Source organism: Streptomyces sp. S465 (assembly GCF_026898115.1).
GTDB lineage: Bacteria > Actinomycetota > Actinomycetes > Streptomycetales > Streptomycetaceae > Streptomyces > Streptomyces luomodiensis.
On record NZ_CP114036.1, the window covers coordinates 2,975,784 to 2,999,133 of the forward strand.

The 23,350-nt window shown below is 71.4% G+C and carries 19 protein-coding genes and 1 pseudogene; 11 read left to right on the forward strand and 9 right to left on the reverse strand.

What is annotated here, in order from left to right:
• Window positions 1-408: 408 nt before the first annotated feature.
• Window positions 409-2,976: a glycoside hydrolase family 3 protein gene (locus tag N6H00_RS12910; protein WP_268971796.1), complete on the reverse strand. Its 2,568-nt coding sequence runs from the start codon at window positions 2,974-2,976 to the stop codon at window positions 409-411.
• Between the two features lie 179 nt (window positions 2,977-3,155).
• Between N6H00_RS12910 and N6H00_RS12915 the strand changes: the two genes are divergently transcribed.
• Window positions 3,156-3,758 (forward strand): TetR/AcrR family transcriptional regulator, encoded by a 603-nt coding sequence (locus N6H00_RS12915; protein WP_268971797.1) that lies wholly within the window; start codon window positions 3,156-3,158, stop codon window positions 3,756-3,758.
• A gap of 31 nt (window positions 3,759-3,789) precedes the next feature.
• Here N6H00_RS12915 and N6H00_RS12920 read toward each other — a convergent pair whose 3' ends face one another.
• Entirely contained in the window at window positions 3,790-4,284 is a 495-nt protein-coding gene (locus N6H00_RS12920) for a DUF6299 family protein (RefSeq protein ID WP_268971798.1), read from the reverse strand.
• Between the two features lie 201 nt (window positions 4,285-4,485).
• Window positions 4,486-5,673: an MFS transporter gene (locus N6H00_RS12925; RefSeq protein ID WP_268971801.1), complete on the reverse strand. Its 1,188-nt coding sequence runs from the start codon at window positions 5,671-5,673 to the stop codon at window positions 4,486-4,488.
• Between the two features lie 246 nt (window positions 5,674-5,919).
• Here N6H00_RS12925 and N6H00_RS12930 point away from each other — a divergent pair, with 246 nt between their 5' ends.
• From N6H00_RS12930 to N6H00_RS12970, 9 genes are all read left to right on the forward strand, one after another.
• Complete coding sequence (locus N6H00_RS12930) at window positions 5,920-6,894, forward strand: ArsR family transcriptional regulator (protein ID WP_268971802.1); 975 nt, start codon at window positions 5,920-5,922, stop codon at window positions 6,892-6,894.
• 267 nt (window positions 6,895-7,161) lie between these two features.
• A complete protein-coding gene (locus N6H00_RS12935) occupies window positions 7,162-8,325 on the forward strand; it encodes a mandelate racemase/muconate lactonizing enzyme family protein (RefSeq protein WP_268971803.1) in 1,164 nt (387 codons plus the stop codon).
• Between the two features lie 163 nt (window positions 8,326-8,488).
• Window positions 8,489-9,508, forward strand: coding sequence for a zinc-dependent alcohol dehydrogenase (locus N6H00_RS12940; protein ID WP_268976945.1), 1,020 nt, complete (start codon window positions 8,489-8,491; stop codon window positions 9,506-9,508).
• A 246-nt stretch (window positions 9,509-9,754) separates the two neighbouring features.
• Window positions 9,755-10,744 carry a hypothetical protein gene (locus tag N6H00_RS12945; protein ID WP_268971804.1) on the forward strand — a complete coding sequence of 330 codons (990 nt, stop codon included), beginning with the start codon at window positions 9,755-9,757 and terminating at the stop codon, window positions 10,742-10,744.
• 41 nt (window positions 10,745-10,785) lie between these two features.
• A complete protein-coding gene (gene chvE / locus N6H00_RS12950) occupies window positions 10,786-11,895 on the forward strand; it encodes a multiple monosaccharide ABC transporter substrate-binding protein (RefSeq protein ID WP_268971805.1) in 1,110 nt (369 codons plus the stop codon).
• A gap of 14 nt (window positions 11,896-11,909) precedes the next feature.
• On the forward strand, window positions 11,910-13,475 hold the full coding sequence (mmsA, locus tag N6H00_RS12955) for a multiple monosaccharide ABC transporter ATP-binding protein (RefSeq protein WP_268971806.1): 1,566 nt from the start codon (window positions 11,910-11,912) through the stop codon (window positions 13,473-13,475).
• Complete coding sequence (mmsB, locus tag N6H00_RS12960; protein WP_268971807.1) at window positions 13,472-14,704, forward strand: multiple monosaccharide ABC transporter permease; 1,233 nt, start codon at window positions 13,472-13,474, stop codon at window positions 14,702-14,704. Before mmsA ends, mmsB begins: the two co-directional genes overlap by 4 nt.
• Before the next feature lie 23 nt (window positions 14,705-14,727).
• Window positions 14,728-15,936, forward strand: a complete 1,209-nt coding sequence (locus N6H00_RS12965) for an aldose epimerase family protein (RefSeq protein WP_268971808.1) — start codon at window positions 14,728-14,730, stop codon at window positions 15,934-15,936.
• A gap of 183 nt (window positions 15,937-16,119) precedes the next feature.
• Window positions 16,120-17,376 carry a pyroglutamyl peptidase gene (locus N6H00_RS12970; RefSeq protein ID WP_268971809.1) on the forward strand — a complete coding sequence of 419 codons (1,257 nt, stop codon included), beginning with the start codon at window positions 16,120-16,122 and terminating at the stop codon, window positions 17,374-17,376.
• A gap of 12 nt (window positions 17,377-17,388) precedes the next feature.
• Here the strand turns inward: N6H00_RS12970 and N6H00_RS12975 are convergent, their stop codons facing one another.
• Window positions 17,389-18,186, reverse strand: coding sequence for an EI24 domain-containing protein (locus N6H00_RS12975; RefSeq protein WP_268971810.1), 798 nt, complete (start codon window positions 18,184-18,186; stop codon window positions 17,389-17,391).
• 86 nt (window positions 18,187-18,272) lie between these two features.
• On the reverse strand, window positions 18,273-18,530 hold the full coding sequence (locus tag N6H00_RS12980; protein WP_268971811.1) for a hypothetical protein: 258 nt from the start codon (window positions 18,528-18,530) through the stop codon (window positions 18,273-18,275).
• 207 nt (window positions 18,531-18,737) lie between these two features.
• Here N6H00_RS12980 and N6H00_RS12985 point away from each other — a divergent pair, with 207 nt between their 5' ends.
• On the forward strand, window positions 18,738-19,532 hold the full coding sequence (locus tag N6H00_RS12985) for an intradiol ring-cleavage dioxygenase (protein WP_268971812.1): 795 nt from the start codon (window positions 18,738-18,740) through the stop codon (window positions 19,530-19,532).
• A 141-nt stretch (window positions 19,533-19,673) separates the two neighbouring features.
• On the opposite strand, the gene arfA is transcribed toward N6H00_RS12985, so the two are convergent.
• From arfA to N6H00_RS13005, 4 genes and pseudogenes are all read right to left on the reverse strand, one after another.
• Complete coding sequence (arfA, locus tag N6H00_RS12990) at window positions 19,674-21,182, reverse strand: arabinosylfuranosidase ArfA (RefSeq protein ID WP_268971813.1); 1,509 nt, start codon at window positions 21,180-21,182, stop codon at window positions 19,674-19,676.
• A gap of 296 nt (window positions 21,183-21,478) precedes the next feature.
• A complete protein-coding gene (locus tag N6H00_RS12995; protein WP_268971814.1) occupies window positions 21,479-21,949 on the reverse strand; it encodes an NUDIX domain-containing protein in 471 nt (156 codons plus the stop codon).
• Between the two features lie 3 nt (window positions 21,950-21,952).
• Window positions 21,953-22,586 (reverse strand): annotated as a pseudogene (locus tag N6H00_RS13000) (XRE family transcriptional regulator); the annotation flags it as partial.
• A 368-nt stretch (window positions 22,587-22,954) separates the two neighbouring features.
• Window positions 22,955-23,332 carry a hypothetical protein gene (locus N6H00_RS13005; protein WP_268971815.1) on the reverse strand — a complete coding sequence of 126 codons (378 nt, stop codon included), beginning with the start codon at window positions 23,330-23,332 and terminating at the stop codon, window positions 22,955-22,957.
• Between the last annotated feature and the right edge of the window lie 18 nt (window positions 23,333-23,350).

The window sequence follows — 23,350 nt, forward strand, 5'->3', positions numbered from 1 at the left end:
ACGTGACCCGAGCCGTGCCGTGCCGTGACCCAGGCCGCCACGTGCCCCGAGCCGCGTCACAACCCAGGCCACCACCTGACCGGAGCCACCACCTGGCCCGAGCCGCACCGTGACCCAGGCCACCACGTACCCGGAGCCGCGCCGTGACCCGAGCCGCACCGTGACCCAGGCCGCCACGTGCCCCGAGCCGCGTCACAACCCAGGCCACCACCTGACCGGAGCCACCACCTGGCCCGAGCCGCGCCGTGGCCCAGGCCGCCACGTGACCGGGACCATCACGTGAGGCGAGCCGCGTCACGCCCCAGGCCACCGCCTGACCCGCCCCGCCACCTGACGCGAGCCGGGTCACGGCCCAGGCCACCACGTGGCCGGAGCCACAACCCAGGTGCGCGGTCGTCGGTCGTCTTCTCAGGGCACGCGCACCGGTACCGACACACGGCGGTCGGCTACGCTGCGGCCCGCCTCCGCCGTATAGCTGCCGGGGACCAGCCGCCAGGCGCCCTTCGTCTCGTCCCAGATCTCCGCCGCCCGGCGGGGCAGGGGGATGGCCGCCTCTGCCGTCTCCCCCGGGCCCGCGGTGACCGTGGCGAAGGCCGCGAGGCATCGCACGGGCCGCTCCTCGACGTCGTCCTCGGGCACGGTGAGGTAGATCTGCACCACCTCGCGCCCGGCCCGCTCCCCGGTGTTGCGGACCCGCACGGTCACGGTGCCCAGCGCTCCGTCGCCCTCTTCGGTGCCGTGCCCGCCGGTGGTCGGCGCGGGGGTGAAGTCCACCGCCTCGTAGGCCCAGTCGGTGTATCCGAGGCCGTGGCCGAACCAGTACGCCGGAGCGGGTCCCTGTCGCCGCTCCCAGGCCCGGTAGCCGATGAACACGCCCTCGTCGTACACCAGCCGGCCCTCGCTCGGGGTCACGGCGCTCACCGGGGCGTCCGCAAGCCGCTCGGGCCAGGTCGTGGGCAGCCGCCCGCCGGGCTCCTCCGCGCCCAGCAGGACATCGGCGAGCGCGGCCCCCGCCTCCTGGCCCGGGAACCAGCTCAGCAGCACCGCGGCGACCTCCTCCCGCCAGTCCATCTCCACCGGGGAGCCGGCGTTGACCACCACCACGGTGGGGGTGCCGGTGGCGGCGACGCGCCGCACGAGCTCGTCCTGGCGGCCCGGCAGCCGCAGATGCTTCCGGTCGAACCCCTCGCTCTCGACCCGCTCGGTGGTGGCGACCACCACCACGGCCACCTCGGCCGCCGAGGCCGCGGCGACGGCCTCCCGGATGAGTTCCTCGGCGTCCCGCTCCGGGGGCCGGTGCATCAGGCTGAAGCAGACGGCGTCGAGAAATGCCTCCTCGTGCCGCGCCACCGCGCAGGTGAGGCTGACCTCCACCGGCTCGCCCGCCGTGAGCTCCACCTGGCCCCGCGGCACCGGTGAGCCCAGGAACGCCTCGAAGGGGTCGTCGACGGCCGCCGGGAGCTCCTCCCCTTCGAAGAGCACCTGCCCGTCCACGACCAGCCGGAGGCCGCCCAGCCCCCTGGTGCCGAAGGAGTGCGCGCCGCTCTCGCGCGGGGTGAAGGTGCCGACGGTCTCGACGGTGTGCAGTTCCTCGTAGCTCACCCCGTCGGGGAAGTCGCCGATCCACTGCACCTGCCCGCTGGGCAGCCGCGACTCGCCGAGCACCCGCCCGTCGGCGGCCCGGACCACGGCGCGCAGCTCGAATCCGTGGGCGGCGGGGGCGAGTTCGTCGGTGGGGTCGGCGCCCACGGCGTAGCTGAGCCGGACCTCCGGCGGCAGGGCGGCCCGCAGCCCGTCGAGCGGTGAGACCACATGGTCGGGGAAGACCACCGCCGAGCCGCCGCCCAGCACCCGCGCGTCCCGCGCCGCCGCGCCGATCAGGGCCAGCGACCGCACCCCGCCGGGACCGTGGACACCGAGGGGCAGCACCGCGTCCCGGCCGCCCGCGCCCTCGTTCCGCAGCAGCACGAAGGACCGCCGGGCGATCTCGCGGGCCAGCGCGTCCCCGTCGATCGGGCCGGGCCGGTCGGCGGGCGCGACGGCCGGGGCCGCTCCGTCCAGGACGCCGACCCGGGCGGCCAGGGTGAGCAGCCGCCGCACCGCCGCGTCCAGCTCCGCCTCGGTCACCCGGCCCGCGCGCACCGCCGCGGCCAGCGCATCGCCGTAGACGGTCCGCGGACCGGGCATCGCGACGTCGAGGCCGCCCTTCAGGCCGCGCACGGTGTCCCGGGCGGCCATCCAGTCGGAGACGATGAAGCCGTCGAACCCCCACTCACCGCGCAGCACCCCCTGCTGGAGCTGGTGGTGCTCGGTCATGGTGGCGCCGTTGACCCCGTTGTAGGCGGCCATGACGCCCCAGGGGCGGGCGTTCTTGACGATGGCTTCGAAGGGCGCCAGATACAGCTCGCGCAGGGCCCGCGCACCGATCTCGTTGTCGACCGTGAAGCGCTCGGTCTCGGCGTCGTTGGCCACGAAGTGCTTGACGGTGGTGCCCACTCCGCCTTCCTGCACCCCCGTCACATAGCCGGTGCCGATCGCGCCGGTGAGATACGGATCCTCGCTGTACGCCTCGAAGTGCCGCCCGCCCAGCGGGGAGCGGTGCAGATTGACCGTCGGCGCGAGCAGCACATGGACGCCCTTGCGGCGCGCCTCCTGGGCGAGCAGCCGGCCCGCCCGCCGGGCGAGCTCCGGGTCCCAGGTCGCGGCGAGGGCGGTGGGGCTGGGCAGGGCGACGGAGGGGTCGTCGGCGGTCCAGTGGACGCCCCGGACGCCGATCGGGCCGTCGGACATCACCAGGGAGCGCAGCCCGATCGCGGGAACGGCGGGCAGGCTCCACATGTCCTGCCCGGACAACAGCCGCGCCTTGGTGTCCAGGTCGAGGAGGCCGAGGGCCTTCTCCACGGCCTCCGCCGTACCGTCGGTCCCTGCCGTACCGTCGGCCCCTGCCCTGCCGTCGTCGCCGATCGCGTGTGCCATCGCTCGCCCTCCCGCTGCGGGTCCTGTCCGGCTCTTTGTCACCGCGTTACTTCGTCGCTTCGTCACTTCGTCACTGCATCAACAGCGTTCACCGCGTCCGGGCCATCGTGGACCCGAGAACCTGTCACCAGGTAGGTACCGTTATCGATCCGTTATCAAACATGCTCTACGGTACGAGCATGGACAGGGTGACGGAGCGCGCTACCAGACGTGGTGAGGAGCGACGGGCGGAGATCGTCCGGTCCGCGCTCGAAGTGATCGCCGAGCGCGGCTACCGGGGTGCGACCCTCGGGGCGGTCGCCGAGCGGGTGGGGCTCACCCAGCAGGGGCTGCTCCACTACTTCCCCACCAAGGAGTCCCTGCTCATCGCCGTGCTCGAGGAGCGCGACCAGTGGGACACCGGCTCCGCCCGGCGGGACGGCGGGGACGCGTGGCCGCTGGACCTGCTCGCCACGCTGGTGGAGTACAACGCGATGCGCCCCGGAGTCGTCCAGACCTTCTCCGCACTCCTCGGCGAGAGCGTCACCGGTGACCACCCCGCACGCGGCTTCTTCACCCAGCGCTATGCGAAGGTGCGCGCCGACATGGCGGCCACCCTGCGCGGCGAGTTCGGCGACCGGCTCCCCGGCGGGCTCACTCCCGAGGCCGCCGCGCCGCTGGTGGTGGCGGTGATGGACGGATTGCAGTTCCAGTGGCTGCACGACCGGGACGCGGTGGACATGCCCGCCCTCTTCCGGGCCTTCGTCTCCCTGCTGGGGCAGGGAGACGAGGAGACCGCATGACGGCCCGCACCGGCCTGCTCGTGACGGCGGCTCAGTCGTCGTCCGCGACCAGCCTGACCTTCTGATCGACCCCGGCCACGTTCCTCGGCACCGGTCCGAGGAGGTCGTTGAAGCCGTACTTCAGCAGCACGCCCTCGACGTCCGCCGGCCCCCGCACATACCGCCCCACCCCCGTCCCGTCGATCACCCAGCGGTGCCGCCACCCGTCGCAGACCGCCTCGTACCCCCCGAGGCCATGACGCTCCCGGCCCTGGACGAGGGTGACGAGAACGCTCGCCCTCAGCCCTTCCGAGCCGTTCCCGGCACACCGGTAGCTTCCGTACAGCGTGACGGAGCCGTCCGGGGTGACGTCCCCGGTGCGGTCGACGGTCAGATCGTCGGTCCAGAGCGCGGATTGCCGCAGGTGGACGGAGCGCTCCCCCCGGGGGGCCGGACCCGACCACCCGGGGTTGGGCGCGGCATGGGCGGCCGGCGCCGCCATGAGGAGAACGATGAGGGCGCCGAGGGCGCGACGGCGGTTGCGCATGGACGTACGTACCTCCATGGACGGGGAACGGATTTTCCCCGTACAGCTACCGGGCGCCCGTCCTCGTCCGGGGGAACCTCACCCCGGGGCGGCGTGTCCGGCACCCCCGAGCGGGTGGTCGCCGGGCGCCCGGTTGACCTGGCGGCGCCCTTACGGCCTCACCGCGGCCCGGCACCGGTCTCACCGCGCCTCGGCACGGTTTCAGCGCGCCTCGGCGAGGCACTCGCGCTCCGGATCGCCCCGCAGTCCGGGGGCCAGGGCCAGGGTGACGGCTACGGACACCGCCGCCATCACGGCCATCGCCACGGCCGGCGAGGTGGGCTGCGCCAGCGCGCCCGCGAGGGCGGCGGACACGCCCTGCATGGTGAGCATGCCCGAGGAGTGCAGTCCAAGGGCCTGGCCGCTCATCTCGTCCGGGGTCAGGGCCATCAGCCGCTGCTGGAGCGGCAGCGTGGCCGAGAAGCCGATGGAGGCGAGGACGACGGCGGCCAGCGCGAGGGGCAGCGGCGGGTGCAGGGCGAAGACCAGGTACGGCGCGGCCAGCAGCAGCCGCAGGGGCGCCGCGAGCCGCTCGCGCCGGTGCGGCGGCAGCAGCCGTCCGGTGAGGACGTCCCCCATCAGCATGCCGAGGGAGCCGACGGCGAAGAGCAGTCCGGCGTGCTCGGGTGCGTAGGGCACGAAGAGGGATTCACAGCCGACGATCAGCCCGTTGGGCACCCAGAGCGCGTAATAGACCTGGCGGCGGGGCGCGGAGGACCACAGCCGCGCGTTGACGCGCCAGGTCTCGGCGACCGAGGGCCGCCCCTGGGCCCGTGCCGGACGCCCGCTCAGGCCCAGCCGGGCGGTGGCGGCCGCGAGCAGATACAGGGCGGCGGCGGTGAGCAGGGTGCCGCGCGCCGAGAGAGCGGTCACCAGGAGGCCGCCGACCGCGTATCCGCCGATCTGCATCGTGCCGCTGGACATGTTGATCACCGAACGGCCCAGCGGGTAGCCGTCCTTGGGCAGGATCTCGGTGAGCAGCCCGTAGCGGACGGCGCCGTCGAGGGCGGCCGCCGCGCCCAGCGCGAGCAGGATGGCGAAGACGGCCGCCACGGGCAGCCCGGGGAGGGCCAACGCGGCGGTCCCCACGGCGAAGAGCACCGACAGCCCGGTCAGCGCGGCGCGCGGCGGCAGCCGGTCGGCCGCCGACAGCAGCGCCAGGGCGCCCGCCACTTGGGCGAGCTTGGGGCCGAACATGCTGAGCGCGGAGAGCAGCGGTGAACGGGTCGCCGCGTAGACCAGGGTGCCGAGGGCGAGCCCGCTCGCCGTCGAGGCGGCCACCTGCGCGGCGGCGGTCAGGAACAGCGGGGTGAACTCCGGGACCCGGAACACTTCTCGATAGGTACGCATGGCCGTCAGGCTCGGGAGTGACCACGCGATGGCGTTAATGTTTCGCGCGGACGCGAAACCGCGAGGCGGCTCTCGCGCGGACGCGGGACTTACGCGCGGACGCCCCACTCTCGCGCGGAGGCGGGACTTACGCGCCGACGCGGGCTTACGCGCCAGCGCGGGCTCTCGCGCCGACGCGGACGTACGCGTGGACACGGACGTACGCGCCGACGCGAGACCACGGGACGGTGGCCGGGAGGTGGCGGCATGGGGCTGTGGCTGGTCGACGCGGATACGCTCGCGGGCGGCCGGTTCGTCCTCTCCCCCCTCGCCGAGACCACCGCGGCCCTGGTCACCCTGGAGCGTGCGCGGGCCGCGCACCCCGGCGAACGGGCCTGGCTCGACGCCCATCTGCCGGCCTACCGGGCGCGGCTGACCGACGACCCGGTCACCGCGCTGCTGGTCCGGGCCGCACTGGGCCCGGCCTGGCTCGCGGACTTCCTCACCCAGACGCCGCCGGGCGAGGGCGAGCCGTCCTTCGAGCAGGAGCTGGCCCGCATCCGCGCGACGGCCCCCGCCACCGCGCGCGCGGACCTCACGGTCTCCCTGGGCCGCTCCCCGCTCCCGGCCGCGCTGCGCCGCGACGACCTGCCGGAGCGGCTCGCGGATCTTCTGGCGTGGGTGTGGTCGGAGACGGTGCTGCCATCCTGGCCGCGCCGCCGCCGGATCGTCGAGGCCGACGTGGTGGCGCGCACCGGCCAGGTGAGCCAGGGCGGCTGGGCGGCCGTCCTGGACGAGCTGCGGCCGGGGATGCGGTGGCTGGGCGGGAGCCGGCTCCAGATCAACGCCCATGACCATCCGCCCCGCGCGGTCCACGGCGCCCAGTTGCTCTTCGTCCCCGTCACCCCCGTCGCCGGGTGGGTCTCCTGGGCCGCGCCGCACCGCTATGCCGTGGTGTACCCCTGCGCCGGCGTCCTCGCCGTATCCGACCCGCCCCCGGCCCCCGATTCCCTCGCCCGTCTCCTCGGCCCGGCCCGCGCGAGCGTCCTGGTCCTCCTCGACACCCCGAAGAGCACCACCCACCTGGTGGCCCTCACCGGTCAGACCCTGGGCTCGGTCGGCCGCCATCTGCGGGTCCTGCGCGAGGCCCGCCTGGTGCGGCGACGGCGGGCGGGACGGTCGGTGCTGTACGACCGGACGGCGGCGGGTGAGGTGCTGGTGCGGGCCCAGCGGAACGGCTGACCGGAGGCGAAGGCGCTCAGAAAGTAACGCGATCAGAACGCAACGCGATCAGAAAGTACGCGCACAGAAAGCAGAGGCGTACCCCGCGCAGGCATGTCGCATGGCGCCTTGATCGGTCATGATGGTTCTTGATCGGTCATGATGGGTTGTCACGTTCGAATGTCATTCGACGCATGACCATTGACACCCTTGACGCGCGCTTACTACCGTCACGCCAAGATTTCGAACGTGTGACGAAATATCGAACATCGCGGAAGGTCGATTGCTGTGCGCATCACCGGAATCAGTACGCATGTCGTCGGCACCCCCTGGCGCAACCTCACCTATGTGCAGGTCCACACCGACGAGGGGATCACCGGCGTCGGTGAGACCCGCATGCTCGGGCACACCGATGCGCTGCTGGGATATCTGCGCGAGGCCGAGGCCAACCACATCGCCGGGTCGGACCCGTTCGCGGTGGAGGACCTGGTCCGGCGGATGAAGTACGGCGACTACGGCCGGGCGGGCGAGATCGTGATGTCCGGGATCGCCTGTGTGGAGATGGCCTGCTGGGACATCAAGGGCAAGGCGCTCGGGGTGCCCGTCTGGCAGCTGCTCGGCGGGAAGGTGACGGACAAGGTCAAGGCGTACGCCAACGGCTGGTACACCGTCGAGCGCACCCCCGAGGCGTTCCACAAGGCGGCCTCCACCGTGGTCGAGCGCGGCTACCGGGCGCTGAAGCTGGACCCGTTCGGCACCGGCCACTTCGAGCTGGACCACGCCGAGACCCTGCATTCCCTCTCCCTCGTGGAGGCCGTACGGGACGCGATCGGCCCGGAGACCGAGCTGCTGGTGGAGATGCACGGCCGGTTCAGCCCGGCGACCGCCGTGCGCCTCGCGGCGGAGCTGGAGCGGTTCCAGCCGTCGTGGCTGGAGGAGCCGGTGCCGCCGGAGAACCTCAAGGCGCTCGCGAAGGTCGCGGAGAAGACGCCGCTGCCGATCGCGACGGGTGAGCGCATCCACGACCGGATCGAGTTCCGCGAGCTGTTCGAGTCGCAGGCCGCCGACATCATCCAGCCCGACCTCGGCCACATCGGCGGCATCGGCGAGACGCGCAAGCTGGCCGCCACGGCCGAGACGCACTACGTCCTGATCGCCCCGCACAACGTGGGCGGCTCCGTGCTGACCGCCGCCTCGCTGCAACTCGCCGGCTGCACCCCGAACTTCAAGATCCTGGAGCACTTCAACGACTTCGCCGACGCGGAGATCAAGAAGGTGGTCAAGGGCGCCCCGCAGGTCGTGGACGGCTACTTCCAGCTCTCCCACGAGCCCGGTTTCGGCGTGGAGCTGGACACCGACGCGGCGGCCGAATTCCCCCAGCAGCAGGCCCGTTTCGACCTGTGGGCCGAGGGCTGGGAGAAGCGGAACCCCTCCGGGGGGCGCAGCGCATGAGCGCCGTGGAAGGCCGCGCCGCCACCGCGGTGCGGCCCCCCGTGGCCGGGGCCGCCCGGCTCCGCCCCGTCGGCACGCGCCGCGTACCCGGCGGGCCGAGCGGCCGGGGCACGAGGGGACCGGAGACGCGCGGTACCGAGGGGAGCCGATGCACGTGAGCCGCATGGAAGACGTCCTGGTACTCGACAAGCCCGGCAGCCACCGGCTGGCGAGCCGGGCGGTCGCCGAACCCGGCCCCGGGGACGCCCGGGTGCGGGTGTACGCCTCGGGGATCTGCGGCAGTGACCGCGAGCTGTACCAGGGGAACCGGCCCGAGGGCTATGTCCGCTATCCCGTCACCCCCGGCCACGAGTGGTCCGGGACGGTCGAGGCGGTGGGCGCGGGCGTGCCGGAGGCGCTCGTCGGCCGTAAGGTCGTCGGCGAGGGGTTCCGCAACTGCCAGGTGTGCGACCGCTGCCACGCCGGGGACACCACGCTGTGCACGGCGGGGTACGAGGAGACGGGGTTCACCCAGCCCGGGGCGATGGCCGACACCCTGACCCTGCCGGCCCGGCTGCTGCACCCGCTGGGGGACGACGCCGACCTCGGCGCCGCCGCGCTGCTGGAGCCGGCCGCGTGCATCGCCGCCGCCGCGCTCAAGGCCCACGCCCGGCCCGGTGAGCGGGTCGCGGTGGTCGGCACCGGGACGCTCGGCATGATCGCCGTGCAGTTCCTCGCCGCCGTCTCCCCCGCCGACCTGCTGGTGGTGGGCACCCGCCCGGACCGGGAGCAGCTGTCCCTGGACTTCGGCGCCACCGCCTTCCGCACCCGGGACCGGCTGTCCGACCAGCTCGGGGGCTACGACGTGGTCATCGAGACCGCCGGATCGGCCTCCGCCGCCCGCACCTCCGCCTCGCTGCTGCGCCGCGGCGGCCGGCTGGTGCTCACCGGCATCCCGGCGGCGGGCGCGGATGGGCTGGACCCCACCGATCTGGTGGTCCGCCAGATCGAGGTGCAGACCGTCTTCGGCGCCCCGCCCGCCGCCTGGTCGCACGCCGTCCAGGTGTTCGACGCCGGGCTGCTGACGCTGCGGCCGCTGATCACCCATGAGCTGCCGCTGACCGACTTCGCCACCGCGATCGAACTCGTCGGCGGCGGTGATCCGGCCGTCGGCAAGGTGCTGCTGCGGCCGCAGGCCCCTTAGCACCTGGCACCTGGCACCTGGCACCTGGCAGGCCCCTAGCGCCTGGCGGGCACCTTGGTGCCCCGGCAAGCCGCGAGCCCGGCAAGCCTCCTGGCGCCTTTGGCAAGCGTTCCGTCCCGTTCCCAGTCAATCCACCAGCCTCCCGCGACCATTTCTAGTCATCCCCCCAGCCCCTCCCGGACAACGATGTCCCGGGCAGCATCAGCCGGACGCCGTACCACCGGCCATCACTCCACAGGGAGCACCGTGACCGCCGCCTCATCCGCCACTTCCGGCCCCCGCCGCCCCGCCGACGCGGCCCTCGCGTCGCTCGGCCACGCCGCGCCCGCCCCCGACCCCGCCGACGCCTCCGCGCACACCTTCCCCGACGGCGGCACCTGGCGCACCGAGATCCCGTCCGTCGAGGGTCCGGAGGCGCTGGCCACCGTGTTCAAGGAGGCCGGGCGGCTCGATGTGCCGATCCACCGGATCAGCCAGGGCAGTGGCGTCTGGATGCTCACCGATGCCGAGATCACCGAGATGGTGGAGTCCTGCGCCGAGCGGAACGCCGAGCTGTGCCTGTTCACCGGCCCCCGCGGCACCTGGGACATCGGCGCCGCCACCCGCTCCGACTCCGGCGGCGGGGGCCTGCGCGCCCGGGGCCATGACGCGGTGGCCGGATGTGTGGAGGACGCGCTGCGCGCGGCCTCGCTGGGCGTGAAGTGCCTGCTGGTCGCCGACGAGGGGGTGCTGTGGCTGCTGAGCCGGCTGCGGGAGCGCGGTGAGCTGCCCGCGGACACCACCTTCAAACTGTCCGCGCTGATCGGCCCGGTCAACCCGGCCTCGTTCGCGGTGTACGAGCGGCTCGGCGCCGACTCCATCAACATCCCGTCGGATCTGACGCTGGAGCACCTCACCGAGATCCGCCGGGTCTCCCGCGCCCCGATGGACTTCTACGTCGAGGCCCCGGACGACCTCGGTGGCTATGTCCGGCTCTACGACGCGGCGGAGCTGATCCGGCGCGGCGCCCCCATCTACCTGAAGTTCGGGCTCAGCAAATCCCCGGGGATCTACCCGTACGGCGCGCAGCTGCGGGACGTGGCGCTGAACAGCGCCCGTGAGCGGGTGCGCCGTGGGCGGCTCGTACTCGACCTGCTCAGCCGGCTGGGCGCGGACGGCGGGATGTCCCCGCTCGGCTCCCGGCTGCCGGGTCCGCTGCGGCGCTTCGCCGCCGACGCGGACCTCATCGATTCCTGACGTCCCGAAGCAACGACGCCCCAGGGAAGGACCCCAACACCATGCGCACGGTAAGAGGAGCACGAGTCGCGGCGATAGGCGCCGGTCTCCTCGCGCTCTCGCTGACCGCCACGGCCTGTGGCCAGGAGGCGGTCGGCGGCAGCCGGTACAGGAGCAAGGAGAAGGGAGGCACGATCGGCATCGCGATGCCGACCAAGTCCTCCGAGCGGTGGATCGCCGACGGCCGGAACATGGCCAAGCAGTTCCAGGCGGCGGGCTACAAGACGGACCTCCAGTACGGCGAGGACGACGTCCGTACTCAGGTGTCCCAGATCGAAAACATGATCACCAAGGGGCACCGGCTGCTGGTGATCGCGCCGATCAACGGCGGCGCGCTCTCCGACGTCCTGAAGCAGGCCCATGAGGCCAACATTCCGGTGATCTCCTACGACCGGCTGCTCCTGGGCACCAAGAACGTCGACTACTACGCGACCTTCGACAATGAGAAGGTCGGCCGGCTCCAGGGCCAGTACATCGTCGACAAGCTGGGGCTGTCCAAGGGCCGCAAGGGCCCGTTCTCCATCGAGTTGTTCGCCGGGTCCTCGGACGACAACAACACCAAGTACTTCTTCGACGGCGCAATGAGCGTCCTCAAGCCGTACATGGACAAGGGCGAGCTGGTCGTGCGCTCCAAGCAGACCAGCCTCAACCAGCTCTACACCGAGAAGTGGAGCGGAAGCGCCGCCCAGGACCGCATGGAGGACCTGCTCAACAAGGCGTACAGCAGCCGTGATGTCGACGCGGTGCTCTCGCCCTACGACGGCATGTCCATCGGCATCCTCTCCGCGCTCAAGGGCGTCGGCTACGGCACGAAGGACAAGCCGTACCCGGTGGTGACCGGACAGGACGCCGAGCTGGCCTCCGTGAAGTCCATCATCCGCGGCCAGCAGACGCAGACCATCTACAAGGACACCCGCAAGCTGGCGAAGGCCACCGTGGACATGGCCAAGGCGAAGCTGACGGGCGGCAAGCCCCCGGTCAACGACACCAAGTCGTACGACAACGGTGAGAAGGTCGTGCCGACCTACCTGCTCAACCCGGTCAGCGTCGACAAGTCCAATACCCAGGTGCTGGTGGACCAGGGTTACTACACCGCGTCACAGCTGAAGTAGGGCGGGTCCGGGCTATGAGCGACACCATTCTCGAACTGCGCTCGATCACCAAGACCTTCCCCGGTGTCAAGGCGCTCTCCGATGTCAATCTCCGGGTCCGCAAGGGCGAGATCCACGCCCTGTGCGGGGAGAACGGCGCGGGGAAGTCCACCCTGATGAAGGTGGTCAGCGGGGTCCATCCGCACGGCAGCTACGAGGGCGAGATCCTCTTCGAGGGCCAGTCGTGCGCCTTCAAGGACATCCGGGCCAGCGAGCAGCGCGGCATCGTCATCATCCACCAGGAACTGGCGCTGATCCCCTACCTGTCCATCGCCGAGAACATCTTCCTCGGCAATGAGCACTCCCGGCGCGGCCTCATCAGCTGGAACGAAACCCTGAAGCACGCCACCGCGCTGCTGCGGCGGGTCGGTCTGACGGATTCGCCGCAGACCAGGGTCGCCGACATCGGCGTGGGCAAACAGCAGCTGGTGGAAATCGCCAAGGCGCTCTCCAAGGAGGTGAAGCTGCTCATCCTGGACGAGCCGACCGCGGCGCTCAACGACGAGGACAGCGGCAAACTCCTCGATCTGCTGCTGGAGTTCAAGGCGCAGGGCATCTCCTGCATCATCATCTCCCACAAGCTCAATGAGATCCGCCGGGTCGCCGACTCCGTCACCATCCTGCGCGACGGCCAGACCATCGAAACCCTGACCGTCCGGGAGACCCCCGAGGCCAGCCCCGAGATCTCCGAGGACCGCATCATCCGCGGCATGGTCGGCCGCGACCTCGACCACCGCTTCCCCGACCGCACCCCGTACGAGGGCGAAGACGCCTCCGACGTGGCCCTGGCCATCGAGGACTGGACCGTCCACCACCCCATCGACCAGCAGCGCAAGGTCGTGGACGGGGTGTCGCTGAACGTGCGGCGCGGTGAGATCGTCGGCATCGCCGGGCTGATGGGCGCGGGCCGTACCGAGCTGGCCATGAGCGTCTTCGGCCGGGCGTACGGGCGGTACGCGGGCGGCCGGGTGTTCCGGGACGGCCAGGAGGTCCGTACCCGCACCGTCCCGGAGGCCATCGACCACGGCATCGCGTACGTCACCGAGGACCGCAAGACCTTCGGCCTCAATCTCGACGACACCATCAGCCGCAATGTCTCGCTCTCCTCGCTGCCGAAGGTGGCGCGCCGCGGCGTGGTCAACGAGCACGAGGAATCGCGGGTCGCCGAGCGGTTCCGCACCACCATGAACATCAAGGCCCCCACGGTCTTCGAGCGGGTCGGCCGGCTCAGCGGCGGCAACCAGCAGAAGGTCGTCCTCAGCAAGTGGATCTTCGCCGGTCCCGAGGTGCTCATCCTCGACGAGCCCACCCGTGGCATCGACGTCGGGGCCAAGTACGAGATCTACACGGTCATCAACGATCTGGCGGCACAGGGCAAGGCCGTCATCTTCATCTCCTCCGAGCTGGGCGAGCTGCTGGGGATGTGCGACCGGATCTACACGATGGCGGCCGGGCGGCTGACCGGGGAGGTCCCCCGGGGCGAGGCGACCCAGGAAGTTCTGATGCGCCATATGACGAGGGACAGAGGAGACGAAGGATGAGCACGGCCACCGAGAAGACCGAGAGCCCGGCCCCACCGCCGGCCAAGGGCTCCCCCAGCGTCGGGACGCTGCTGCTGGAGAGCATGCGGTCCAATATGCGGCAGTACGGGATGCTGGTCGCGCTCGCCCTGATCATCGTCATCTTCCAGATCTGGTCGGACAACATCCTGCTGCGGCCGCTGAACGTCACCAACCTGGTGCAGCAGAACGGCTACATCCTCATCCTCGCGATCGGCATGATGATCGTGATCATCGCGGGGCATATCGATCTGTCGGTCGGCTCGCTGGTCGCCTTCATCGGCGCGGCGGCCGGCGTGATGATGATCAAACACGATATGCCGTGGGGCCTCGCGGTCGTCCTCTGTCTGCTGCTCGGTGCGGTGGCCGGGGCCTGGCAGGGGTTCTGGATCGCCTACATCGGCATCCCGTCCTTCATCGTCACCCTGGCCGGCATGCTGGCCTTCCGCGGCGGCACCCAGATCCTGCTGGACGGCCAGTCCCTGTCGCCGTTCCCCGACGGCTTCGAGAAGCTGAGCACCGGCTTCATCCCGGAGATGGGCCCGTACACGCAGTACCACAACCCCACCATGGTGATCGGCCTCGTCGTGTGCGCGGCCGCCGTCTGGCAGGAGTGGCGCTCCCGGCAGCAGCGGGCGGCCTATGAGCTGGACGTGGTGCCGCTCGGGCTGTTCTTCGTCAAGTGCGCCGCCATCGTCGCCGCCGTGATGGCGTTCACCATGACGCTGTCCAGCTGGCACGGCGCGCCGTACGGGCTGCTGGTCCTGGCCGTGCTCTTCGTGCTGTTCAGCTTTGTGATGCGCAACACCGTGGTCGGGCGGCATGTGTACGCCCTCGGCGGCAACCAGCCGGCGGCCAAGCTGTCGGGTGTCCGGGACAAGCGCATCACGTTCATGGTCTTCGTCAACATGGGTGTGCTGGCCGCCCTCGCCGGTCTGGTCTTCGCCGCCCGGCTGGGCTCCGCCACCCCCAGCGCGGGCCTCAACTTCGAGCTGGAGGCCATCGCCGCCGCGTTCATCGGCGGCGCCTCGGCCAGCGGCGGTGTGGGCACCGTACTGGGCGCCATCATCGGTGGTCTGGTGCTCGGCGTGCTCAACAACGGCATGTCGCTGGTCGGCATCGGCACCGACTACCAGCAGGTGATCAAGGGACTCGTGCTGCTGGCGGCGGTCGGTTTCGACGTCTGGAACAAGCGCAAGGTCGGGTCCTGACCCCTAGCCTTATGGAGCCGCACATGACCACGAGCAGACGCACGGTGATCACGGCTGCGGCGGCGGCCGGACTGGCGGCCTCGGCCGCCCAGACCGGCACCGCCCACGCCAAGGGCAGAGGAGGAGCGGTGAGCGAGGAGAGCGCCACGGGCGGAGGAGACTCCGCGGGCAAGGGAGGCGCGGTGAAGGAACACTTCGGCACGCTCGCGGACGGCACGGAGGTCGACCGCTGGACGATCGAGAACGGCCGCACCCGGCTGCGCGTGCTCAGCTACGGCGGTGTCGTCCAGGCCCTGGAGATCCCCGACCGCCACGGCCACCGCGCCAATGTCTCGCTCGGCTTCGCCGACCTGGACTCCTACGTGGCGAACAGCCCGTACTTCGGCGCCCTCATCGGCCGCTACGGCAACCGCATCGCCCGCGGCACCTTCACCCTGGACGGCGAGACGTACCAGCTGCCGGTCAACGACGGGCCGAACAGCCTGCACGGTGGCGACAAGGGCTTCGACAAGCACGTCTGGTCCGTGGAGCCGTTCCGCAAGGGCGCGGAGGTGGGGCTCACCCTGCGCCGGGTCAGCCCCGACGGCGAGATGGGCTACCCCGGCACGCTCACCGTGCGCGTGGACTACACGCTCACGGCGGCCGGCGACTTCCGCATCGACTACGAGGCCACGACCGACAAGGCCACGGTCGTGAACCTCACCAACCACACGTACTACAACCTGGCCGGGGAGGGCAGCGGCTCGGTCTACGGCCACCGGCTGGAGATCGCCGCCGCCCGCTACACCCCGGTCGACAAGACCCTCATCCCCACCGGCGAACTCGCCAAGGTGGCCGGCACCCCGTTCGACTTCCGCCGCGCCAAGGAGATCGGCCGGGACATCCGTCAGGCGCATCAGCAGGTGCTCTACGGACAGGGGATCGACCACAACTTCGTGCTGGACAAGGGCATCACCAGCCGTCCCGAGCACGTCCTGACGGTGACCGAGCCGGAGTCCGGCCGGGTGATGAAGATCGCCACGACCGAGCCGGGCGTGCAGTTCTACACCGGCAACTTCCTGACCGGCACGTTCGCGGGCACGTCGGGGCGGGTCTACCGGCAGGGCGACGCCTTCGCCCTGGAGACCCAGCACTTCCCCGACTCGCCGAACCAGCCGTCGTTCCCGTCGACGGTGCTGCGGCCGGGACAGACGTACCGGTCGACGACGGTGCACTCGTTCTCGACGCGCTGAGCGGCTCCGCCGCGCGCGGCACCGCTTTCCCCGCCCGCCCCGCGCTCCCTCCCGGAGCGCGGGGCGGGCCCTGTCGTAGTCGGCGGGGCGGGCCCTTGTCGTAGGTCGGCGGGGCTGGGCCCGCCACACCCCGTCATGCCCCGGCCACCACCTCGCCCTCGCCCCCACCCGAAGGGACCTCGTATGAGACCGATACGCACGCTCCTGGCCCTGGCCGCCCTCCCCCTCGCCCTCACCGCCCCCGCCGTGGCCGCGCCGAGGGCCGACGCCACCCCCACCGTCGAAGAGCAGCGGCTGGACCGGGCCGCGCCCCAGGAGATCCTGCGCCGCAGCGGGTTCGACGACGTGGCGCCGGACTTCGCCCGTGCCCTGGCGGGGACGCACTCCGCCACCGAGGCGGAACGCGTGATCACCCGCGAGGGCCGCGCCGTGTGGCGGCGGGCCGTGGACCGGGCACAGGGGCGCGGGCCCGCGGGCGGGGACCTCAGCCGGGACGACGACCGGCCGCTGTACTGGGCGCGGCTGGGGATGACCCGCGCGCTCGGCCAGTGGCAGCCGGACTTCACGCTCACCGAGGCCCGCCGCGCCGCGCTCCGCGCCACGCTGGAGCGCACCTCACGCGGCCAGGACTCGCTCGATCTCCCGGCCGGTACGCACATCAAGCGGATCGTGGTCACCGGCTTCGACCCGTTCCAGCTGGACGCCGACGTACGCCGCTCCAACCCGTCCGGCGCGGCGGCGCTCGCGCTGGACGGGACGACGATCCGTACGGACGACGGCCCGGCCCGGATCGAGACGGCCGTCTTCCCCGTCCGCTGGGCGGACTTCGCGGACGGCACCGTCGAGCGGACGCTGCTGCCCGCCTTCCGGTCGGGCCCGCGCCGGGTGGACGCGTTTGTGACCATCAGCCAGGGCCGGGTGGGCCGGTTCGACGTCGAGCGCACCAACGGCGCCTGGCGCGGGGGCTATCCGGACAACGCCAACGTCTCCCGGACCGAGACCGTGCCCATCCCGGCCGGTGTGCCGACCCCGCGTCCGCAGCCGCAGTGGACGACGACCACCCTCCCCTACGACAAGATCGTCGCGGCGGACACCGGTCCGGTCCCGGTGTACGACAACACCACCGTCACCGAGATCCCGGCGGGCGCCACGGCCCCGGTGGTGCGGCCGGACGGCCCGACGCCCGGTTCGACGGCCCGCGCGGGCGGTGGCGGCGACTACCTCTCCAACGAGATCGCCTACCGCGCCACCCTGCTGCGCGACGCGGTCGGCCTGAAGGTGCCGGGCGGCCATCTGCACACGCCCGTCCTGGAGTTCGGCCCCGGTAACACCGACCCGGCCACCGGCCGGGTCACCGACCCCGACTTCGTCCGCGACCGCGAGGCCATCACCGCCCAGGTCCGCTCGATCCTCACCGTGGTGGCGGATACGGCGCGCTGACGCCGCGGCGCCCTACGCCCCGTTGAGGGCGCCCGCCGGGCCCGCCGCGGTCTCGCCCTGCGGGATCTCCTCGTTCTCGCCCGTCAGGTCGCGTACGAGCAGGGTCCCGCCCGCGACGGCGCCCGGCATCAGGAAGACCGCGACCAGGGGGAGGAGGTAGAGGAGGGCCAGAGGAACGCCGAAGCCGAGGCTGAGGAGGCGGCGGGAGCGGAGCATGCGGCGGCGCTCCGTGAGGCGGACGCCCCGGCGCAGCAGGGCGATGGAGGTCACCTCCTCGGTGAGGAAGAAACCGGTCACGCAGAAGGCCAGCACGGGGACCACGGTCTGGCCGACGGCCGGGATGAAGCCGAGCGCGAAGAACAGCACGCTCCACAGGGTCACGCGGATGAGCAGCGCGATGGCCTCGCGCAGGCCGATCCACAGCTCCGCCCAGACCGACATGCCGGAGTCGGGGACCGTACCGCCCTCGGAGCGGTCGACCTGTTCGGAGAGCGACTCGTAGAAGGGCTGGCCGACCAGGAGGGTGACCGCGGTGAAGCTGATGATGGCGAGGAAGAGGCAGGTGGCGACGAAGAGGATCGACAGGGCGCCGCGGAAGACGCCGAGCCAGGGCGCGGACCAGTCGTCGGCGAAGGGCGTGGCCCAGGCGATGACGTCATCGGTCCAGAAGAAGAGGACGACGAGGGCCGCCGCGTAGCCGACGACGGTGATCAGGGCGGGGATCATCCCGAACCCCCACCATCTCCCGTGCCGGGCCACCCAGCGTTGTCCCTTCAACAGATAGCCGAAGCCTCTCGCAAGATCACGCATGGGCCGAGCCTACTGGCCTGGGAGGGGGCGAAAGGGACGCCGAGTTTATCAATCTCGTCACCGGTGGTGAACGCCGTCGAGAGGCGTCACTGTTCCGGCCCGGGTGTGGTCGTGGCGGTGGGGTGTGCGGAGTCGGCCGGGCCGGCGCCGTGGCCGGAGACCGTGGCGAGGCCGCCGAGGGCGAGTGTCGCGGCGAGGCCCGCGGCGACCGCGGTCGGCCAGCGGCGGTTGCGGGCGGTGAGGGAGACCAGGGAGGTGCTCAGGGCGCCGGCGGCACCGGTGACGCCGCTGATGTGGTCCGGTGTGCCGTGGCCGGGCATGAGGCGCATGGGGGGAAGGCGCATGGGGGGAAGTCCTCTCATCCGGAGGGTCTCCACACGGGAGGGGCGGTACCGCCCCGGCAGACAGCAGCCATTCCCGAAGAAGCTAGTAAGCGCTTGCAGCACTGTCAACTTCCGTCACCCACACGGCAGTTGGCCGGTATGAGGAGTTGACGGAGGTCGACTTTGCCGAATTGACAGACGTCCCACAGGAACCATCCCTACCGTTCCATGCTCATGACAGACTTATCCTCCGCGCCCATCGGGCGCCGCAGAGTACTGGTCGCCGGAAGCGCCGCCGCCGCGGCCATCGGAATCGCCGGGGCGACCACCGCCGCCGCCCGCCCCGAGGCGGCCTCCACGGCCGATACGGCCACCACGGCAGCCGGAACCGTCGACGCCGCCGCCATCTGCACCCTGACCAAGGAGCTCACCGAGGGCCCGTACTACCTCGACCACGCCCTCGTGCGCTCCAACGTCACCGAGGACAAGGCGGGAGTGCCGCTCCAGCTCGCGCTCACCGTCGTGGACACCGCCACCTGCGCACCGCTGAACAAGGCGCTGGCGGAGATCTGGTACTGCGACGCCCTCGGTGAGTACTCCGGCTTCGTCGGCAACAACGGCCACCAGGAGCCGGACAACGGCAGGTTCCTGCGCGGCGGCGTGCTCACCGGCACCGACGGGGTGGCCAACCTCACCGGGATCTACCCCGGCTGGTACCGCGGCCGCTGCGTCCACATCCACCTCAAGGTGCACACGGGGGTCACGCTCACCTCCGACGGCTCGTTCACCGGGGGCAACGAGATCCACACCGGTCAGCTCTTCTTCGACGAGAAGATCACCGAGGCGGTGGCCAAGGTCTCGCCGTACTCCACCAACACCGTCCCCCGCACGCCCCTGTCCTCCGACGGCATCTACGGCAACGGCGGCACCGCCGCCGGGCTCCTCGCCGTGACGGCGCTGGGCAGCACCCCGTCCGCCGGTTACCGCGCCACGCTCACCGTCGGCGTCGACCCGGACGCCTGAGCCGAGCGCGGTCCGCCGTCCCCCGTCCCCACGTGCCCCGCCCGGCATCCCGGGCGGGGCTCTTCACGGCAGCGGTCGTCCGGGCGCCCGTGCGTCCGGCCGCCCGCGCGTCCGGGCGCCCGCGCGTTCGTGCGTCCGCGCTCAGGCCAGGCGGATCACGTTCCACGACATCGGTTCGAGCGTGGTGCGCAGGGCGCCGTCCGTGAGCGCGGTGCCCTCGCCGGGATGCGGGGTGACGCGCTCGGGGTCCGTGAGGGTGTTACGGGCCTCGGGGTCGGCGTCGGCGAGGACGGTGTGCTCGACCACGCGGGTCACCGGCAGGCCGTGCAGGGTGATCTCCAGCGGCAGGGGGCGGTGCTGGTCGCGGTTGACCGCGAAGACCGTCACCGCGCCGGTGGACTCGTCGAGCACGGCGGTGGCGTGCAGCAGCGGGACCTCGCCGTAGGCGGCGGTCTCGTACGTCGGACTGTCGACGTTGACCTGGAGCACCCTCCCCCGCCCGTGGGCCGACGCCTGCGCGAAGGGGTAGAAGGTGGTCTGGCGCCAGGCCGGGCCGCCCGGCTCGGTCATGATCGGCGCGATGACGTTGACCAGCTGGGCGAGGCAGGCCACGGTGACGCGGTCGGCGTGCCGGAGCATGGTGATGAGCAGCGAGCCGAAGACGACGGCGTCGGTGACGGAGTAGTTGTCCTCCAGGAGACGCGGGGCCTCCTCCCAGTTGGGCGGTTCGGCGTTCTTGTAGTGGGTCTGGTACCAGACGTTCCACTCGTCCAGGGAAAGGTTGATCTTCTTCTTCGACTTCAGCCGGGCACCGACGTGATCACACGTGGCCACGACGCTCTCGATGAAGGACTCCAGGTCCATGGCCGAGGCGAGGAAGGAGTCGCGGTCGCCGTCGCGCTCCTCGTAGTAGGCGTGCAGGGAGATGTAGTCCACCAGGTCGTAGGTCTCCTGGAGGACCGCCGCCTCCCAGCCGGCGAACGTCGGAATCGACTGGTTGGAGCTGCCACAGGCGACCAGCTCCACATCCGGATCGATCTGCCGCATCGCGCGGGCGGTCTCGGCGGCCAGCCGTCCGTACTCCTCGGCGGTCTTGTGGCCGGTCTGCCAGGGGCCGTCCATCTCATTGCCCAGACACCACAGCCTGATCCCGTACGGGTCCTTGTCGCCATGGCCGATCCGGAGGTCGGCGAGGGCGGTGCCGGAGGGGTGGTTGGCGTACTCCTGCAACTCCAGGGCCTCGGCGACACCGCGGGTGCCGAGGTTGAGCGCCATCATGGGCTCGCCGTCGACCTTGCGCACGAAGTCGATGTACTCGGAGAGGCCGAACCGGTTGGTCTCGGTCGACCGCCACGCCAGGTCGAGCCGGCGGGGCCGCTCCTCGACCGGCCCGACGCTGTCCTCCCACTTGTAACCGGAGACGAAGTTGCCCCCGGGATACCGGATGGCGGTGACGCCCAGCTCACGGATCAGCTCGAGGACGTCGGTACGGAGCCCGGCCTCGTCGGCGGCGGGGTGGCCCGGCTCATGGATGCCGGTGTACACGCACCGTCCGAGATGCTCGACGAACGAGCCGAAGAGGCGGGGGTTGACGTCCCCGACGGCGAAGGCGGGGTCGAGGGTGAACCGGGCGGAAGCGGTCTGCGGCATGGCGGCCCATCTCTTCAGGAGTCGCGGCAAAGGGGGGAGTCGCGGCAAACAGGGAGTCGCGGCCATTCGACATCTCGACCAGCGCTCGTTTCTTCGAACGTGACCGTAAGATCTCGCCGCCGGGTGCGTCAATGGCGGCGGAGGTGGTGAGAGCTGAGGTTGAGGCTGCTGGGCGGCTGGACCGCTTGGCGTTCTGAACTCCGGCTCGGCCGCCTCCAAGCCGCGCACGAGCCGGGACCCGCCGGCTTCCCGGCTTGACGGGGTGCCTCGTTCCCGCAACCTGGTTGATCCACGAGTCAGCCGAGATATGGCCGGTCGCGGTGTTCGAGGAAGTGGCGGAGTCGGAGCCGCTGTGTGTGATGCATGGGCAACTCGGCGAGTTCTTCCGACGAGACGAACCGTAGTTCCGTGGACTCCTGGGAGACCGCGAGTTGGCCGCCCACGACACGGGCGGTGAAGCAGACGTTGAACTGTCGGCGGACCTCGCCGTCCGTGTATGCGATCACGTGACGCGGATCGGTGTATGTGCCGACCAGCCCGGTGACCTCTACGTCAAGTCCGGTCTCTTCCTTGACCTCACGGACAGCCGTTCCCGGTAGGGAGTCGGCCATCTCCATGCCGCCACCCGGCAGCGCCCAAAGATCATTGTCCCGGCGGCGCTGAAGCAGGATACGGCCGCTCTCGTCGGTGACGACAGCGGACGCGGCGACAACCAAACTGTTCGGCTCGGGTGCGTCCGGATCGTCGTAGTACTCGGTCCGCGCCATGCGTCAGCCCACCTGCACCGGTGCCGCTGTCGCCCATACGGCGTCGAAGCTCTGGGCGTACGTGTCGAACATGCCGCCCTCGCCGTGTCGGCGCAGGTGCCAGACGGGCGCGCCGTACGCGTTGACGCCCCAAACGTGGGCGTTGACCAGGATTTGATCATCCGCGCGGTACAGCGAGTTGTAGAGGGTCGTTCCGTGCGTCCGCACCTCGACGCCCGAGGTGCCGATGAGGGGGCGGTAATGCAGGAGGGCGAGCCGACAGCGGGACTCGATGCCGTGGCCGAACTTCTCTTCCTGGCCGCGCTGCTGGACGTTGGGACTGTCAGCGTCGCCGACCGCGATCCGTACGGCGCAGCCTTGGGCGGCGGTACGCCTCGTGGAGGAAGACGGCGGCGTACACGAGCACATCGATCCGTTCGCGAGCCTGCGTCAGCATCTCCACGAACGTGGACACGGGGATGTCCGCGCGCTGGTCGTAGAGTGCCACGAGCTCGGGGCTGACCGCACGGGCGGGTCGCGCTTGGCGTAGCGCCGGCCATAAGGCGTGCACGCCTTCTCCTAACGTTGTCGCTGCCAGGATGGCCGTGCTGCGTCGCGGCGTGCGGTTGAGGTTGACCCACCTTTCGACGGATAGCGGCGGCGGAGGTGGGGGCGCGGCGGGAGCGCCGGGTCCGTTGGTGTGGGCGCCAGTGGCGGCTTCCATGCTCGGCAGTCGGGTCCGGACTGCGGGCGGCCCTCTCGGTACCCCCCTCAAAAGCGTTTGACCTGACGCAACTAATTTGTCAATCAGTTTCCAAGGGGGGCACCCACCCCCCTTGCTGTCCGGCACCGGCCTCGGCCCCCGGCCACGGAAGCCGCCACCGGGCCCTGCCCCCACCGGCCCGACGCCCGGCGACGCCGCCGCACCCCCCACCCCCTGCCCTGCTGCCCGATTGCGCCGAAGGCGCGAGACGAAGCCCGCACCCGACCACGCCGAGCACCCCAACCGCCTCACCTCGCCGCCCCCTACAACGGGCGGAGGTCACTGCTGGTGGAGAGCCTCAGCCGCACCTCCTGCTCCTCGTCTCCCGCCACCACACCCTGCTGCCGCACCTCGAAGGCGTGGGACAGGACGTCCGCCATCTGCCGCACCTGGCTGGGGCCGCCCTGGAGTTCGGCGGTGACGGGCGCCGTCAGGGAGGCGGGCCGTGGCTCTCCGCGCGTATCGGCCACCTCGAACGTGGAGGTCCACACCGTGGGCCGCCCCTCCGTCGCGTCCTGCGGAAGATCGGCGAATGCCTCGTCGGAGCGGTAGCACGTGCGCAGGACACCGAAGACGGCCTCGGCGTCGTCCCGCGAGATTCCGCTCAGCGCCACCAGCACCTGTCCGGCCGTCGTGGACATGGGGGCCACCTTCCTCGT

What these genes read in the sequence shown, in the direction of transcription:
- N6H00_RS12910 (WP_268971796.1), bottom strand. Translation starts at nt 2,976, where the DNA reads ATGGCACACGCGATCGGCGACGACGGCAGGGCAGGGGCCGACGGTACG.
- N6H00_RS12915 (WP_268971797.1), top strand. Translation starts at nt 3,156, where the DNA reads ATGGACAGGGTGACGGAGCGCGCTACCAGACGTGGTGAGGAGCGACGG.
- N6H00_RS12920 (WP_268971798.1), bottom strand. Translation starts at nt 4,284, where the DNA reads ATGCGCAACCGCCGTCGCGCCCTCGGCGCCCTCATCGTTCTCCTCATG.
- N6H00_RS12925 (WP_268971801.1), bottom strand. Translation starts at nt 5,673, where the DNA reads ATGCGTACCTATCGAGAAGTGTTCCGGGTCCCGGAGTTCACCCCGCTG.
- N6H00_RS12930 (WP_268971802.1), top strand. Translation starts at nt 5,920, where the DNA reads ATGGGGCTGTGGCTGGTCGACGCGGATACGCTCGCGGGCGGCCGGTTC.
- N6H00_RS12940 (WP_268976945.1), top strand. Translation starts at nt 8,489, where the DNA reads ATGGAAGACGTCCTGGTACTCGACAAGCCCGGCAGCCACCGGCTGGCG.
- chvE (WP_268971805.1), top strand. Translation starts at nt 10,786, where the DNA reads ATGCGCACGGTAAGAGGAGCACGAGTCGCGGCGATAGGCGCCGGTCTC.
- mmsA (WP_268971806.1), top strand. Translation starts at nt 11,910, where the DNA reads ATGAGCGACACCATTCTCGAACTGCGCTCGATCACCAAGACCTTCCCC.
- mmsB (WP_268971807.1), top strand. Translation starts at nt 13,472, where the DNA reads ATGAGCACGGCCACCGAGAAGACCGAGAGCCCGGCCCCACCGCCGGCC.
- N6H00_RS12965 (WP_268971808.1), top strand. Translation starts at nt 14,728, where the DNA reads ATGACCACGAGCAGACGCACGGTGATCACGGCTGCGGCGGCGGCCGGA.
- N6H00_RS12970 (WP_268971809.1), top strand. Translation starts at nt 16,120, where the DNA reads ATGAGACCGATACGCACGCTCCTGGCCCTGGCCGCCCTCCCCCTCGCC.
- N6H00_RS12975 (WP_268971810.1), bottom strand. Translation starts at nt 18,186, where the DNA reads ATGCGTGATCTTGCGAGAGGCTTCGGCTATCTGTTGAAGGGACAACGC.
- N6H00_RS12980 (WP_268971811.1), bottom strand. Translation starts at nt 18,530, where the DNA reads ATGCGCCTTCCCCCCATGCGCCTCATGCCCGGCCACGGCACACCGGAC.
- N6H00_RS12985 (WP_268971812.1), top strand. Translation starts at nt 18,738, where the DNA reads ATGCTCATGACAGACTTATCCTCCGCGCCCATCGGGCGCCGCAGAGTA.
- arfA (WP_268971813.1), bottom strand. Translation starts at nt 21,182, where the DNA reads ATGCCGCAGACCGCTTCCGCCCGGTTCACCCTCGACCCCGCCTTCGCC.
- N6H00_RS12995 (WP_268971814.1), bottom strand. Translation starts at nt 21,949, where the DNA reads ATGGCGCGGACCGAGTACTACGACGATCCGGACGCACCCGAGCCGAAC.
- N6H00_RS13005 (WP_268971815.1), bottom strand. Translation starts at nt 23,332, where the DNA reads ATGTCCACGACGGCCGGACAGGTGCTGGTGGCGCTGAGCGGAATCTCG.